This is a genomic window from Sphingomonas hankookensis (genome assembly GCF_001619955.1).
GTDB classification, from domain to species: Bacteria; Pseudomonadota; Alphaproteobacteria; order Sphingomonadales; family Sphingomonadaceae; genus Sphingomonas; species Sphingomonas hankookensis_A.
On record NZ_LQQO01000001.1, the window covers coordinates 187,738 to 201,976 of the forward strand.

The following is a 14,239-nucleotide window of genomic DNA, read 5'->3' on the forward strand; positions in this document are numbered from 1 at the left end:
GTGGCGGCGCTCGTGGTGACACCGGCGTCGGCGGTGCCCACCGTGCCTGTCACCTCGCTGACTGCTTATGTGAAGGCCCGAGCCGCCGATGCGGAGGGCCATGTTACCGTTGCCGCACAGGGCTATGCGATGGCGCTCGCCGCGCAGCCCTCCGATCCGGTCATCGCGGTGCGGGCGTTGGGACAGGCGCTGGCGGCGGGCGACCTGCCGCTGGCCCGGCGGGCGGGGGCCGTGCTGCGTGATGCCGACGTCGCGCCGCCCGACCTCGATATCCTTGCCTTCAGCGACGCGGTCGTCGCTCGCGATGCGAAGGGCCAGCGTGCCGCGCTCGACCGGCTGGCCGAATCGCCGCTCGGCTTTCTGGCTCCGCTGCTCGCCAGCTGGGTCGATCTGCCCCCGCCGGTCGTCACCACCGATCTCGGCGCGATCCCGCGCCGCTACGCCGCCGAAAACGCCGCGCTGCGCCTGCTGGCGACTGGGCAGACGGTGCAGGGGATCGCCGCCACCCGCGCCCTGTTGTCGACGACCGGTGGCGACGCCGATTTTCGCCTGAACGCCGCGCAACTCCTTGCCCGCAGCGACCGCGAGGCGGCACGTGCCCTGCTGGCGGGCAATGACCCGGTGCTTGCCCGCGCTGCCGAGACGCTGGGGCGCGGGAGCAAGGGCGACGCCCGTTTCGGCGTATCGCGCCTGTTCGCCCGCATGGCCGGCGACCTGTCGGCGGAAGGGACCGAGGCGCTGGCAATCATGCTCAGCCGCTCGGCGCTGCTGCTCGACCCCGATTATTCCCGCGCCCGCATCGCGCTCGCCGACGCACTCGCCCGCGACGATGCCGTGGCGGAGGCACGCACGACCCTGGCGTCGATCCCGGCGGGCGATCCCTTTGCCAGCACCGCCAATGCGCTGGGTATCGTGATCCTCCAGCGGGCGGGCGACCTGTCCGGTGCGCTGGCGCTGGCGCGGGAACAGGCGGTGCGACGGGATGCCTCGACTGCCAGCCTGCGCCGCTACGGCGACCTGCTGCTCGAATCGAACCAGCCGGCGGAAGCGGCGCGGATCTATGCCCGCGTGCTGGCACAGGCCGGACCGGACGCGGACTGGACGCTGTACCTGCAACGGGGCGCCGCGCTCGACCGATCGGGCGACTGGGCTGGCGCGCTGCCCATGCTCCGCCGCGCGGTGGACCTCGCGCCGCAGGAGCCGGCCGCGCTCAACTATCTCGGCTATGCGCAGGTCGATCGCGGCGAGAATGTCGCGGAGGCGACGCGGATGCTGGAGCGTGCCCATGCCCTTGCGCCCAAGGACCCGGCTATCGCCGATTCGCTCGGCTGGGCGCGGTTTCGCGCCGGCAATCTTGCCGCCGCGCTGCCGCTGATCGAGGGTGCGGTGCGGCAGGCGCCCGACGATGTCGAGATCAACGAACATCTCGGCGACCTCTACTGGGCCGCCGGCCGCCGGGTCGAGGCCCGCTATGCGTGGCGGGCTGCGGCGGTGTCCGCCAGCGGTGCCGACGCAGCCCGGCTGGCGACGAAGCTTGCGAACGGGCCGGCTTCGTCGCATCGCTGAATGCGATGATCGTCGAACCCGCACCCGCCAAGCTGAACCTCGCCCTGCACGTCCGCGCCCGGCGGGACGATGGCTATCACGAACTGGAGACGCTGTTCGTGTTCGTCCGCGACGGCGACAGCGTCCGCCTGACCCCGGCGGAGCGTGACGGTTTCGCGATCATCGGCCCGTTCGCCAGCGGGTTGAGCGGGGAGGGCGATAATCTCGTCACCCGCACCCGCGATGCCTTTCGCGGCACGTTCGGCGCGGGCGACCCGCTGTCGATCGTCCTCGACAAGCATCTGCCGGTGGCATCGGGCATCGGTGGCGGATCGGCCGACGCCGCCGCGACGCTGCGCGGCATGGCCCAGCTTGCCGGCGTGTCCCCGGACGATCCGGCGCTGATGGCCATCGCCGCCGACCTCGGATCGGACGTTCCCGCCTGTCTCGCCGGACGGACCATGATCGGGCGCGGGCGTGGCGAACAGCTGACGCCGATCAAGGTGCCGCCGCTGCCGGTATTGCTCGTCAATCCGGGCGTAGCGGTATCGACCGCAGCCGTTTTTGCAGGCTGGGATCGGATCGATCGCGGCGCCCTGCCGAACGGAGACGCACTGACCATCGCGCTGGCCGGACGCAACGATCTCGAACCGCCCGCCCGCGCGCTGGCCCCGGCGATCGACACGGTGCTCGATATGCTGGGCGCCGCGCCGGGCGTTCGGCTGGTGCGCATGTCGGGATCGGGGGCGACCTGCTTCGCACTGTTCGACCGGGAGGAGGATTGCGCGACCGCCGCCACCACCATCCGCGCCGCGCAGCCCGGCTGGTGGTGTCTCGAAACGGCACTCACGTGACAGGCGATCGTCCCGGTGCGGCACAGTCGGCGAGGCGTGCCGGAGGAGCGGCCGACTGGCGCGATGCTTGCGATGCCTCGCCTGCGGATCAATCGCCAGGAGCGGATCGTCCGTGGGCGGTCTCTTCGGGCGCCGCCCACTTTCCCCCGATGATCGACTGCACATCCGTCGGTGCGGTCGCGACGCTGTGGATCGCGCGGGGCAGCGCGCGCAACGCCTTGCCGATCGCAGCATGGCAGGCGCTAGCCGAACGCGTAGCCGATCTGGCGGACAGCGATGCGCGGGTCGTCCTGATCGCCTCGCGCGAACCGGGCATCTTCTCCGCCGGTGCCGACATCGCCGAATTCGCCGAACTGCGCGCGAACCCCGCGCGCCGCAAAGTCTTTCGCGAAAGCCTGACAGCGGCGGTCGAAGGCGTCGCGCGCCTGCCGATGCCGGTCATCGCAGCGGTCGACGGCGGTTGCTTCGGTGCAGCGGTCGCGCTGGCGCTGGCATGCGACCTGCTCGTAGCGGGAGATGGCGCGCGCTTCGCCGTACCACCGGCGCGGCTGGGCATCCTCTACCCGCCAGCCGATGTGGCGCGCCTCGTCGCAGCGGTCGGGCGGGGGCAGGCGGCGCGCCTGCTCTACACCGGCGACGCGATCGACGCCGACGAAGCCCGTGCCCTCGGTCTGGCGCATCACCGCGCCGTCGACGCCCTGTCCGCCGCACAGGCGCTCGCCGCCCGCATCGCCGCCAACGCCCCGGCTGCCAACCGCGGCCTCAAGCTCGCGCTTGACGGCGCTCCCGGCGGAGAAACCCGGTTCGATGCGGCGTTCGACAGCGTCGAACTGGGCGAAGGGCTGGCCGCCTTTTGCGATCGCCGACCGCCGGAGTTCTGAATGACCGCTGCCGACATCCTGCCCGGAACCGGTACCGACCTGCTGTTGCTATGCGACCACGCCTCGGCCTGGGTGCCCGACGACATCGCCATTCCGCCGCACCTGCTGTCGCTCCATGTCGGCGTCGATATCGGCGCCGGACCGCTCACCCGGGCCCTGTCCGCCCGCCTTGATGCCCCGGCGATCCTCGGCACCGTCTCGCGGCTGGTGATCGACCTGCATCGGCAGAGCGATCATCCCGGCCTGATCCCCGAGGTCTCCGACGGCCACGCGATCCGCGCGAATGTCGGGGCGGACCGCGCCGATCGCATCGCCCGCTTCCACGCCCCCTATCACCGCGCGATCCGTGACCAGGTTCGCCGCGACCGCCCGCGCCTGATCGTCGCGATCCACAGCTTCACGCCGCAACTGGAAACCGGTGGCGGTCCGCGTCCATGGGAAGCCGGCATCCTCTACGGCCGCGACGACCGCGCCGCGCGCATCGCCATCGACTATCTCCGCGCCCAGGGCATCCCGACCGGCGATCAGGAACCCTATTCGGGCCGCATCCTGAACGCCACGCTCGACCGCCATGCCGAAGGGCAGGGCATCCCGTCGCTGTCGGTCGAGGTCCGCAACGACCTGATCGCCGATCCCGCCGGTGTAGCGCGGTGGTGCGCCATCCTGGCCGACATGATCGCTGCGGTGCGCAACGGACTTGCGCTGGAGCGCGCCTCCGCGCAATAGGCTGTCGCCATGACCCAGCCTTTCGACAAATCGCGGCTGCCCAGCCGCCACGTCTCCGTCGGCCCCGAACGCGCGCCGCATCGCAGCTATTATTACGCGATGGGGATCGCCGAAGAGGATATCGCCAAGCCGTTCGTCGCGCTCGCCTCGGCCGGCAACGACAGCGCGCCGTGCAACACGACGCTCGATTTTCAGGCCGACGCCGCACGCGAAGGCGTGGTGGCAGGCGGCGGCATGCCGCGCCGCTTCAACACCATTACCGTGACCGACGGCATCGCCATGGGCCATCAGGGGATGAAATCCTCGCTGGTCAGCCGCGAAGTCATCGCCGATTCGGTCGAACTGTCCGTGCGCGGCCATTGCTACGACGCGCTGGTCGGCTTTGCCGGCTGCGACAAATCGCTGCCCGGCATGATGATGGCGATGCTGCGCCTGAACGTGCCGTCGATCTTCGTCTATGGCGGATCGATCCTGCCCGGCCGGTTCGAGGATCGCGACGTCACCGTCGTCGACGTGTTCGAAGCGGTCGGCCGCTACGCCGCCGGCACCTGCCCGCTGCACGACCTGACCGCCTTGGAAAAGGTCGCCTGTCCGGGCCATGGCGCCTGCGGGGGCCAGTTCACCGCCAACACCATGGCGTGCGTCGGCGAAGCCATCGGCCTGTCGCTGCCCAATTCGAACATGGTGCCCGCTCCTTATCGCAGCCGGGAGGAGATCGCGATCGCGGCCGGCAAGGAGGTGATGGAGCTGGTCCGCCTTAACCTGCGTCCGCGCGATATTGCGACGCGTGCCGCCTTCATCAATGCCGCGCGCGTCGTGGCGGCGACCGGCGGCTCGACCAACGCCGCACTCCACCTGCCGGCGATGGCGTCGGAAGCCGGGATCGACTTCGACCTGTTCGACGTCGCGGAGGCTTTCAAATCAACGCCTTACGTCGCAGACCTCAAGCCCGGCGGTAAGTATGTCGCCAAGGACATGTACGAAGCCGGCGGCGTCTACATGCTGATGAAGACGATGCTGGCGAACGATCTGCTCGACGGCAGCTGCATGACCGTCACCGGCAAGACGCTGGGCGAGAATATCGACGAAGTGACGTGGAACCCCGACCAGAAGGTCATCTACGACGTCAAGACGCCGATCACCCCGACCGGCGGCGTCGTCGGCCTACGCGGGACGCTCGCCCCCGATGGCGCGATCGTCAAAGTTGCCGGCATGAAGCGCCTGCAGTTCACCGGCACCGCCCGCGTGTTCGATTGCGAGGAGGACGCCTTCGCCGCGGTCGAGGCACGGAACATCACCGAAGGTTCGGTCGTCGTCATCCGCTATGAAGGGCCGAAGGGCGGCCCAGGCATGCGCGAGATGCTGTCGACCACCGCCGCGCTCTACGGCCTCGGCATGGGCGAAAGCGTCGCGCTGATCACCGATGGGCGCTTCTCGGGCGCTACGCGCGGCTTCTGCATCGGCCATGTCGGTCCCGAAGCGGCCGAAGGCGGCCCGATCGCGCTGGTCGAGGATGGCGACATCATCACCATCGACGCCGATGCCGGCACCATCGATCTCGACGTCGCGCCCGATGTGCTGGCCGATCGTCGCGCCCGGTGGCAGCCGCGCGTCAACGACTATCAGTCGGGCGCGCTGTGGCGCTACTCGACCACGGTCGGCCCAGCCTATCAGGGCGCGGTGACCCATCCGGGTGCCAAGGCCGAGCGGCACGTCTACGCCGATATCTGAGGGTTGAGCGTATCCCCGCCTATGCGGGGATACGGTTTGCAGTTGCCTGTGGTATCGCTCCGGGATGACCGGATTCGACCGCCGCCCCGTCCTTCTTGCCCTCCTGATTTTGGCCGGATGCGATCCGAAGCCCGACCCGGCGGTCCTCGCCAATATCGAGGCGGAGCAGCGCGCCGCTGCCGATGACGCCGGCCGGATCGAATGTGCCGCCGACCCTGCGGCACCGCTGGCGGCGGACTGCACCATCGAACGGACCGCCGATCGGGACGGCACGCTGCTGACCCTGCGCCAGCCCGACGGCGGCTTCCACCGGCTGCGCATTGCCGGTGACGGACGCGGCGTGGTCGCGGCGGACGGGTCCGAGGCGGCGAAGGTCACGGTCGTCGGTGACAACCGGATCGAAGTTGCCATCGGCAGCGCCCGCTATCGCCTGCCCGCGACGGTCGGGCCGGTCGCCCGATGAGCCTGTTTCCGACGGACGCGCCGATCCTGCGAAGCGCCGACATGCGCGCGGCGGAGGATGCCGCCTTCGCGTCCGGCATCGCCCAGGACGCCTTGATGGACCGCGCAGGGCTGGCCGTGGCGCGCGAAGTACGCCGACTGGCGCTGGGACGTTCTGTTCTGGTGCTCGCGGGCGGCGGTAACAATGGCGGTGATGCCTTTGTTTGTGCACGCTATTTGCGGCAATGGGGTATCGATGTCGCGGTCGCTGCCTTGCCCGGTCACACGGAAGGCGCCGCGGCCCGGATGCGTGCCGCATGGGGTGATGCCATCACGGATTTGACCGAGGCAACGCCGCGTCCGGTTGTCGTGGACGGGCTGTTCGGCATCGGTCTGTCGCGCCCCCTGGCTCCCGACCTCGCCGGACAGCTGGCACGGCTGACTCGCGACACCTTCGTCATCGCGATCGATCTGCCGAGCGGGATCGATGCCGATGCGGGCCAGTCGTTCGACGGCGCGGCTCATGCCGATTGCACCATCGCGTTGGGCGCACTGAAGCCGGCGCACGTCACTGGCCCGGATGCCGCACGCATGGGCCACGTCCTGCTCGCCGATCTCGGTATCACGCTTCCCGACGCAGCGCGCACCATCGCCCGACCGGTCATCGCTCCGCCGGCGCGGGATGCCCATAAATACAGTCGGGGACTGGTGACGGTGCTGGCCGGGGCCATGCCGGGCGCGGCGCGGCTGGCGGCCCATGCCGCGCTGACGGCGGGGGCGGGTTATGTCATCCTTGCCGGCGACGATGCAGGGATCGGCGGGCCGGATGCACTGGTCCGCCGGCCGCTGGACGATCCGCACAGCCTGCTGGCCGACGAACGACTGGCCGCGGTGCTGGTCGGCCCCGGGCTGGGGCGGGGCGATGCTGCCGGTCGGCTGATCGACGCAGCGCTCGCCTGCGTCGCGCCGCTGGTCATCGATGGCGATGCCATCTCGCTGCTGGGCGAAGCAGGCGTCGAGCGCATCGCCACCCGATCCGCACCGACCTTCCTGACCCCGCATGGCGGCGAGTTCGACCGCATGTTCGGCAACGGTAACGGCAACAAGATCGACCGGACGGCCCAAGCTGCGCTACAGGCGCGCGCCACCATCGTCCACAAAGGCCCCGATACCGTGATCGCTTCCCCCGACGGCACCGTCACCGTCTCTCCGCATGCGCTGTCCTGGCTGTCGACTGCCGGCACAGGCGACGTGCTTGCCGGCATCCTCGCCGCGCGGCTGCGGTCCGGCGGCGATCGGGCGGCGGCGGAGGCGGTGTGGCTGCACAGTCGCGCCGCGCGGCTCGCCGGTCCGGCGTTCGTAGCGGACACGCTGGTCGACCATCTCGGACAGGCGATCGCCGAATGTCGCTGATCGATGACGATGTGATCGTCCGCGTCGCCGCGCGGGGCGAAGGCGTGACCGGCGACGGCGTTCACGTCCCGCTCGCCGCGCCGGGCGACCGGCTGTTGCCCGACGGCTCGCTGCAATTCGGCCCGCATCATGCCGAACCGCCCTGCCGCCACTTTCCGGCGTGCGGCGGGTGCCAGCTTCAGCACCTCGACCTGGCGAGCGAGGCCGATTTCGTCGCCGACCGCGTGCGCGGGGCGCTGGCATCGCAATCGCTCGACGCCCCCGTCCGGCCGGCGATCCTGTCGGCACCGCAAACCCGCCGCCGCGCGACGCTCCATGCCGACCGGCGCGGCAAGCAGGTGACGCTCGGCTTCACCGAAAGTGGCAGTCACCGCATCGTTGATCTGCGCGAATGCCATGTCCTGCTGCCCGAACTCTTCGCCGCCGTAGCCCCGCTGCGCTGGCTGCTGGCGACCGCGCTCAAGGACCGGTCGCGCGCCGATGTTCATCTCGCGCGGGTGGATCAGGGCGTCGACGTCCTCATCATCGGCCAGATTGCCGAAGGGCTGGCCGCCGCCGAAGCGCTGACCGCCTTTGCACAGGACCAGCGGCTCGCCCGGCTGTCGATCGACGACGGCATGGGTGCGGAGGCGCGGTGGGAGCCGGAACCGGTCACGGTGACGCTGGGCGGCGTGCCGGTGCCGTTCCCGCCGGGCAGTTTCCTGCAGGCGACCGGCGATGGCGAGGCCGCGCTGATCGCGGCGGTCGACGAAGCGGTTGCCGGCGCGGCCATCGTCGCCGACCTGTTCGCCGGGCTAGGCACCTTCACCCTGTCGCGTGGTGTCAACATCCGCACCTATGCGGGGGAGGCGGGAAGGGAGGCTATCATGGCGCTGAAGCTCGCCGCCGCCCGCGCGGGCCGCCCGGTCGTCGCCGACCATCGCGACCTGTTCCGCCGCCCGCTGACCGCCACCGAACTCGACCGGTTCGACGCGGTGATCCTCGACCCGCCGCGCGCCGGCGCCCGCGAACAGGCGGCGGCACTGGCCGATAGCAAGGCGCCGGTCATCGCCTATGTTTCGTGCAATCCCAGCAGCTTCGCGCGTGATGCTAAGACGTTGGTACAAGCCGGCTACCGCATCGACTGGGTCCAGCCGGTCGGGCAGTTCCGCTGGTCGACCCATGTCGAACTGGTCGCGCGACTGGTCCGCTGACTTTCCTACACGCCACCGATCTGCCATTCAGGGTCGGCGGCGGGGCAGGGCAAGACCGGGCATGGCACGAAAAGCGCACGAGTGTGAACTTAGTGAACTTTGACGCTCAGCCGGGGTACTCAGCCCCCACGAAATACAGCCCGTCCGGCGGCGCGTTCAGCCACAGCGCCGACCGGTCGCGCGCCGCGAGGATATCGGCCAGATCGTCCGGCGTCCGCTTGCCTTGACCCACCATGGCAAGGCAGCCGACCATCGAGCGGACCTGATGATGCAGGAATGACCGCGCGGCGGCATGGATGCGCATCCGGTCGCCATCGCGCTCCACCGCCAACCGGTCGAGCGTCCGCAGCGGACTGTCCGCCTGGCAATGTGCCGAGCGAAAGGTGGTGAAGTCGTGCCGCCCGACCAACCGTGCCGCGCCTTCCGCCATCGCCTCGGCATCCAGCGGCTGCGGCACCCGCCATGCCAGCCCCAGCTCATGGGTCAGCGGCGCGCGACGGCACGTGATGCGATAGACATAGGCTCGCCGCATGCAGGAAAAGCGTGCATGCCAGTCGTCGGGCACGACTTCGCAGTCGAGGATCGCGACCGGATCTGGCCGCAGCCGGGCGTTCAGCGCCTCCATCAACCGGAACGGGTCGATCGCCTTCGCAACGTCGACATGCGCCCGCATCCCCGTCGCATGGACCCCGGCATCGGTACGCCCGGCGGCATGGACCGCCGCCTGCTCGCCGGTCACCTCGAACAGCGCGCGCTCGATCGATCCTTGCACGCTCGCCCCTTCGGACTGGCGCTGCCAGCCGACGAACGGCCGTCCGTCATATTCGACCGTCAGGGCGAACCGGGTCATGCGACACGCGTGCCCTTCGGGATCGCAAAGCCGCGCAGCATTTCGTCCGCCGACGTCACGCCACGCCCGGCGCGCTGCACCAGTACCGGCACCAACACGCCGTCCGCACAGGCGATCTCCAGTCGGTCGCCGATCACGGTTCCCGGTTCGCCGCCGCCATCCGGCACGACCCGCGCCGACAGTATCTTGATCCGCTCGCCCTGCACTTCGAGGAACGCGCCGGGCGCCGGGTTGAACGCGCGCACCTGCCGCTCGGCATCGACCGCGTTGCCGTCGAAGCGCAGCCGCGCCTCGGCCTTGTCGATCTTGGCGGCATGGGTCACGCCCTCGCTCGCCTGTTCGACCGGCGGATAGGCGTCGGGGTCGGCGAGCACTTCCAGCATCAGCCGTGCGCCCATCGCGCTCAGCTCGATCGCCAGTTCGCCCGCCGTCTTGCCCGCGACCGGCGTCCGCCCTTCCAGCCGCACCGGCCCGGTATCCATCCCCGCCGCCATCTGCATGATGCCGACGCCGGTTTCGGCATCGCCGGCGAGGATCGCCCGCTGGATCGGCGCCGCCCCCCGCCAGCGCGGCAGCAGCGATCCATGGACGTTCAGACACCCGAGACGCGGCGCATCCAGCACCGCACGCGGCAACAGCAACCCATAGGCAGCGACCACCGCGACATCGGCATTCAGCGCGGCGAACTCGGCCTGCACCGCCGGATCGCGCAACGACTCCGGCACCCGCACCGCGATCCCCAGCGATTCGGCCAGTTTGTGAACCGGGGAGGGGGTCAGCGCCTTGCCCCGCCCCGCACGACGCGGCGGCTGGCTGTACGAAGCGACGACGTCATGCCCCGCATCGACCAGCGCCTGAAGGATTGGCACCGCAAATTCGGGCGTGCCCATGAAGATGATCCGCATGACGCCTCTCGACACCGTGGCGTCCGTCCGCGCAACCCCCTATCTTGGGCCCGATGGCCTCTCCCGAAATCGACGCGCTGACGCAGGCGCTCTCCCGCCTCCCCGGTCTAGGGCCCCGTTCGGCGCGCCGCGCGGTGCTGCATCTGGTCAAAAAGCGGGAGACGGCGCTCGACCCGCTGCTGACCGCGCTCGACCGGGTGGCGCGCAATCTGGCGACCTGTTCGACCTGCGGCAATGTCGACACGACCGACCCGTGCGGCATCTGCACCGACCCGCGCCGCGATGACCGGTCGCTGTGCGTGGTGGAGGAGGTCGCCGACCTTTGGGCGCTCGACCGCGCGCGACTGTTCCCCGGCCGCTTTCATGTGCTGGGCGGTCGGCTGTCGGCACTGGAAGGCGTCCGTCCCGACGATCTCGCCATCGATTCGCTGGTCGGCCGCGTCGCGGCGGGCGGGATCGACGAAGTCGTCCTCGCGATGAACGCCACGCTGGAGGGGCAGACCACGGCCCATTACATCGCCGAGCGGATCGAGAAATATCCGGTCCGCCTGACCCAGCTCGCCCATGGCCTGCCGGTCGGCGGCGAACTCGACTATCTCGACGAAGGCACGCTGGCACAGGCGCTCCGCGCACGACGCCCGGTCGCTTGACGCCCCGGACTATGCTACATAGCTAGCCGCTATGGCCATTCTTCCGATCATCGAAATCCCCGACCCGCGCCTCCGCCTCGTCTCCGAACCCGTGGAGGGCGTGACGGACGAGGTAAAGACCCTCATCGCCGACATGTTCGACACGATGTACGACGCGCCGGGCATCGGTCTTGCCGCGATCCAGGTCGCCGTGCCGAAGCGCGTGCTGGTCATCGACCTGCAGGACGAGGAGGATGACGAGGGCAAGCCGGTCAAGGCGCCGCATGCCTTCGTCAATCCGGTGATCGAGGAAGTGTCGGAAGAGCTGTCGACCTATCAGGAAGGCTGCCTGTCGATCCCCGAACAATATGCCGATGTCGTCCGTCCCGCGCGCTGCCGCGTGACGTGGCTGGACGAAAAGGGCGACGCCCATGACCAATGGCTCGACGGGTTGATGGCGACCTGTCTCCAGCATGAAATGGACCATTTGAACGGGGTACTGTTCATCGACCATCTCTCGCGGCTGAAGCGCGACATGGTCATCAAGAAGCTGAACAAGGCGCGCAAGGCGGCGTAAGCGACGAACCGAACCCCGTTCGCCTTGTCGGGCGGGCGGGGCGGGGGTAGGTTCCGGGTCCGTTCCTCCCGGAGTATCGCATGGACCCGCTTGTCATCGTCATCGTCGCTGCCGTCCTGCTCGCGGGGCTGGCGATCGGCTGGCTGATGGGCAGCCGGCAGGTGCAGTCGCTGCGCGAGGAGCGCGACAAGCGCGAGGACGATTTCAAGCAGGCGATCGCCGACCTCGCTTTGGCCTCCGAACGCGCGAAGGAAGTACCGGCGCTGCGCGAGGAGCTGGCGGAAATCCGTGCCGACCGCGATGCGCTATTGCTCGACCATGCTGCGCTCAAGGCGAATGCCGCAGCGTTCGAGGAACGGCTGACCGAGTTCAAGGACGCGCGCGAGGCGATGGCCGCGCAGTTCCGCGAAACCGCGCATGTCATGCTGGAAGGCGCGCAGAAGCAGTTCCTGCAACGCGCCAACGAACGCTTCGCCCAGGCGGGCGACACCAACGAGATGAAGCTGAAGGCGTTGTTGGCCCCGGTCGAGGCGACGCTGAAGCGCTACGAAGCCAGCATGACCAAGGTCGAGGGCGAGCGGCAGGAAGCCTATGGCACGCTGAAGGGCCTGATGGACGCGATGCGCATCGGCCAGGAATCGGTCAAGAGCGAGGCGGCCAAGCTGGTCAACGCACTCCGTTCGGCGCCCAAGGCGCGGGGCCGCTGGGGCGAGCAGCAGTTGCGCAACGTGCTCGAAACCTGCGGCCTTGCCGAGCATACCGACTTCCAGATGGAGGTCTCGGTCGACCATGGCGACGGCCGCCTGCGTCCCGATGCCATCGTCAAGGTGCCTGGCGGCAAGAGCCTCGTGATCGATGCCAAGGTGTCGCTCAACGCCTATCAGGACGCGCATGGCGCGGTGGACGAGGTCGAGCGCGCCGGCTTCATGACCGCACACGTCGCGTCGATGAAAAATCACGTCAACGCGCTGGGTGCCAAGAGCTACCAGTCGCAGTTCGAGGATACGCCCGATTATGTCGTCATGTTCGTGCCGGGCGAACATTTCCTTGCCGCCGCGCTCGAACATGATCCGGCGCTGTGGGACTATGCGTTCGACCGCCGGGTGCTGATCGCGACCCCGACCAACCTGATCGCCATCGCCCGTACCGTCGCGGCAGTGTGGCGGCAGGAAAAGCTCGCCGGCGAAGCGCGGCAGATCGGCCAGCTCGGCCGCGAACTCCACGCCCGCCTCGCCAAGATGGGCGAGCATGTCGCCAAGCTCGGCAAGAATCTGGAAGGCGCGAACACCGCCTATAACGCATTCGTCGGCAGCCTCGAATCGCAGGTGATGACGTCGGCCAAGCGGTTCGAGACGCTGAATATCGACACCGGCGGCAAGAGTATCGAGCCGCTGCCGGTCGTAGAGCAATCGCCGCGTCCGCTGACCAAGCTGGCGGTGGCTATCGCAGCGGCGGAGGAGAGTGCCGAGCTGGCTGTAGAGGAATGAGATTTCTTCCTGCCGTTACCCCGGCTCAAGGCCGGGGAGACGATGACGCTGCGGGCAGCGGGTCATCTCGACCGTCTTACGCCCCCAAAACCAGTCCCATCGTCACCGCCACGATCCGCGCGGCCATCGCCGCACACAATCGATGCGGATCGTCGCGCGCCGGCACATATTCCGCCAGGACCAGCCCCGCGATCTCGCCCCTCTCGGCAAGTGCCGTCAGCAGCAGCACGACCTCCTCGTAGCGTAACCCGCCCGGCGTCGGCATCGCCACCGCCGGGAACACCGCCGGATCGATCCCGTCGCAGTCGATCGACACCAGATACCGCCCGCCCGCCGGCACCTGATCGATCGCGGCGTCGATCCCGCCCCGGATCAGGTCATAGGCGGTAACGATCCGGCTGCCCCAGCCACGTGCATCCTCGATCTGCCACGCGCCACCGCTGCCCAGCCCGCGCACCCCGACCTGCACCATGCCCGTGACATGCGGCATCTCCGCCAGCCGCCGCATCGGCGAGCCATAGCCGAGCGGCTCGCCCCGGATATCGTCGCCCCAATCGACATGCGCGTCGATCTGCACAACGGTCAGCGGCCCATGATCGGCGAAGGCGCTAGCGAACGGGATCGGCACCGAATCATCGCCGCCCAGCAGGATCGGCACCGCACCGGCGTTCAGCACAGTCCGCGTCGTCGCCTCGATCCGCTCGCGATTGCCGGCCGCATCCTGCGGCCGCGTATCGACATCGCCGACATCCACCACCCCCCGCGCGTCATTCGGATCGGGGAAAGGCGTGAAGCCGAGGTCGAAATCGATCTGCGACAATTGCCGCGCGAACCCCAGCGACGCCGCACGGACCGCCGCCGGTGCCTCGGCCGAATGGCTCGGTTCGCCATCATCATAGGGCGTCGCCTCGCTCGCGCCGAACAGCACGATGCTGGGCTGGTCCAGCGCATCGATATCGGCGGCGGGCAGGGCGGCGAAGGTCGGGCGGGTCATCCCCTCTCAATCC

14 protein-coding genes are annotated in these 14,239 nt (G+C 69.4%); 11 read left to right on the plus strand and 3 right to left on the minus strand.

Going from position 1 to position 14,239, the window contains the following annotated elements; genetic code table 11:
* The 8 genes from AVT10_RS00990 to AVT10_RS01025 all read left to right on the plus strand — a co-directional run bounded on the left by AVT10_RS00990 (position 1) and on the right by AVT10_RS01025 (position 8,784).
* Positions 1-1,566 (plus strand): tetratricopeptide repeat protein, encoded by a 1,566-nt coding sequence (locus AVT10_RS00990; protein WP_232307821.1) that lies wholly within the window; start codon positions 1-3, stop codon positions 1,564-1,566.
* 5 nt (positions 1,567-1,571) lie between these two features.
* The gene (locus AVT10_RS00995) at positions 1,572-2,399 is read left to right on the plus strand and encodes a 4-(cytidine 5'-diphospho)-2-C-methyl-D-erythritol kinase (protein WP_066688047.1); all 828 of its coding nucleotides are present in this window, start codon (positions 1,572-1,574) and stop codon (positions 2,397-2,399) included.
* A 149-nt stretch (positions 2,400-2,548) separates the two neighbouring features.
* Complete coding sequence (locus tag AVT10_RS01000; RefSeq protein ID WP_066687133.1) at positions 2,549-3,280, plus strand: enoyl-CoA hydratase/isomerase family protein; 732 nt, start codon at positions 2,549-2,551, stop codon at positions 3,278-3,280.
* Entirely contained in the window at positions 3,281-4,006 is a 726-nt protein-coding gene (locus tag AVT10_RS01005) for an N-formylglutamate amidohydrolase (RefSeq protein ID WP_066687135.1), read from the plus strand.
* A 9-nt stretch (positions 4,007-4,015) separates the two neighbouring features.
* Complete coding sequence (gene ilvD, locus AVT10_RS01010; RefSeq protein WP_066687137.1) at positions 4,016-5,737, plus strand: dihydroxy-acid dehydratase; 1,722 nt, start codon at positions 4,016-4,018, stop codon at positions 5,735-5,737.
* A 64-nt stretch (positions 5,738-5,801) separates the two neighbouring features.
* Positions 5,802-6,200, plus strand: a complete 399-nt coding sequence (locus AVT10_RS01015; RefSeq protein ID WP_066687139.1) for a hypothetical protein — start codon at positions 5,802-5,804, stop codon at positions 6,198-6,200.
* Positions 6,197-7,591, plus strand: a complete 1,395-nt coding sequence (locus tag AVT10_RS01020) for an NAD(P)H-hydrate dehydratase (protein ID WP_084401195.1) — start codon at positions 6,197-6,199, stop codon at positions 7,589-7,591. The genes AVT10_RS01015 and AVT10_RS01020 overlap by 4 nt, the downstream gene beginning before the upstream one ends.
* Complete coding sequence (locus tag AVT10_RS01025; protein WP_066687141.1) at positions 7,582-8,784, plus strand: class I SAM-dependent RNA methyltransferase; 1,203 nt, start codon at positions 7,582-7,584, stop codon at positions 8,782-8,784. The genes AVT10_RS01020 and AVT10_RS01025 overlap by 10 nt, the downstream gene beginning before the upstream one ends.
* Before the next feature lie 106 nt (positions 8,785-8,890).
* Here the strand turns inward: AVT10_RS01025 and truA are convergent, their stop codons facing one another.
* Both truA and fmt read right to left on the minus strand, forming a co-directional pair.
* Complete coding sequence (truA, locus tag AVT10_RS01030; protein ID WP_066687143.1) at positions 8,891-9,634, minus strand: tRNA pseudouridine(38-40) synthase TruA; 744 nt, start codon at positions 9,632-9,634, stop codon at positions 8,891-8,893.
* A complete protein-coding gene (gene fmt, locus AVT10_RS01035; protein ID WP_066687144.1) occupies positions 9,631-10,539 on the minus strand; it encodes a methionyl-tRNA formyltransferase in 909 nt (302 codons plus the stop codon). Before fmt ends, truA begins: the two co-directional genes overlap by 4 nt.
* Positions 10,540-10,592: 53 nt before the next feature.
* Between fmt and recR the strand changes: the two genes are divergently transcribed.
* From recR to rmuC, 3 genes are all read left to right on the plus strand, one after another.
* Complete coding sequence (gene recR / locus AVT10_RS01040; protein WP_066687145.1) at positions 10,593-11,189, plus strand: recombination mediator RecR; 597 nt, start codon at positions 10,593-10,595, stop codon at positions 11,187-11,189.
* 31 nt (positions 11,190-11,220) lie between these two features.
* The gene (gene def / locus AVT10_RS01045; RefSeq protein ID WP_066687146.1) at positions 11,221-11,745 is read left to right on the plus strand and encodes a peptide deformylase; all 525 of its coding nucleotides are present in this window, start codon (positions 11,221-11,223) and stop codon (positions 11,743-11,745) included.
* Positions 11,746-11,825: 80 nt separating this feature from the next.
* Positions 11,826-13,232: a DNA recombination protein RmuC gene (rmuC, locus tag AVT10_RS01050; protein ID WP_066687148.1), complete on the plus strand. Its 1,407-nt coding sequence runs from the start codon at positions 11,826-11,828 to the stop codon at positions 13,230-13,232.
* 76 nt (positions 13,233-13,308) lie between these two features.
* On the opposite strand, the gene AVT10_RS01055 is transcribed toward rmuC, so the two are convergent.
* On the minus strand, positions 13,309-14,226 hold the full coding sequence (locus tag AVT10_RS01055) for an arginase family protein (RefSeq protein WP_066687151.1): 918 nt from the start codon (positions 14,224-14,226) through the stop codon (positions 13,309-13,311).
* Positions 14,227-14,239 lie beyond the last annotated feature (13 nt).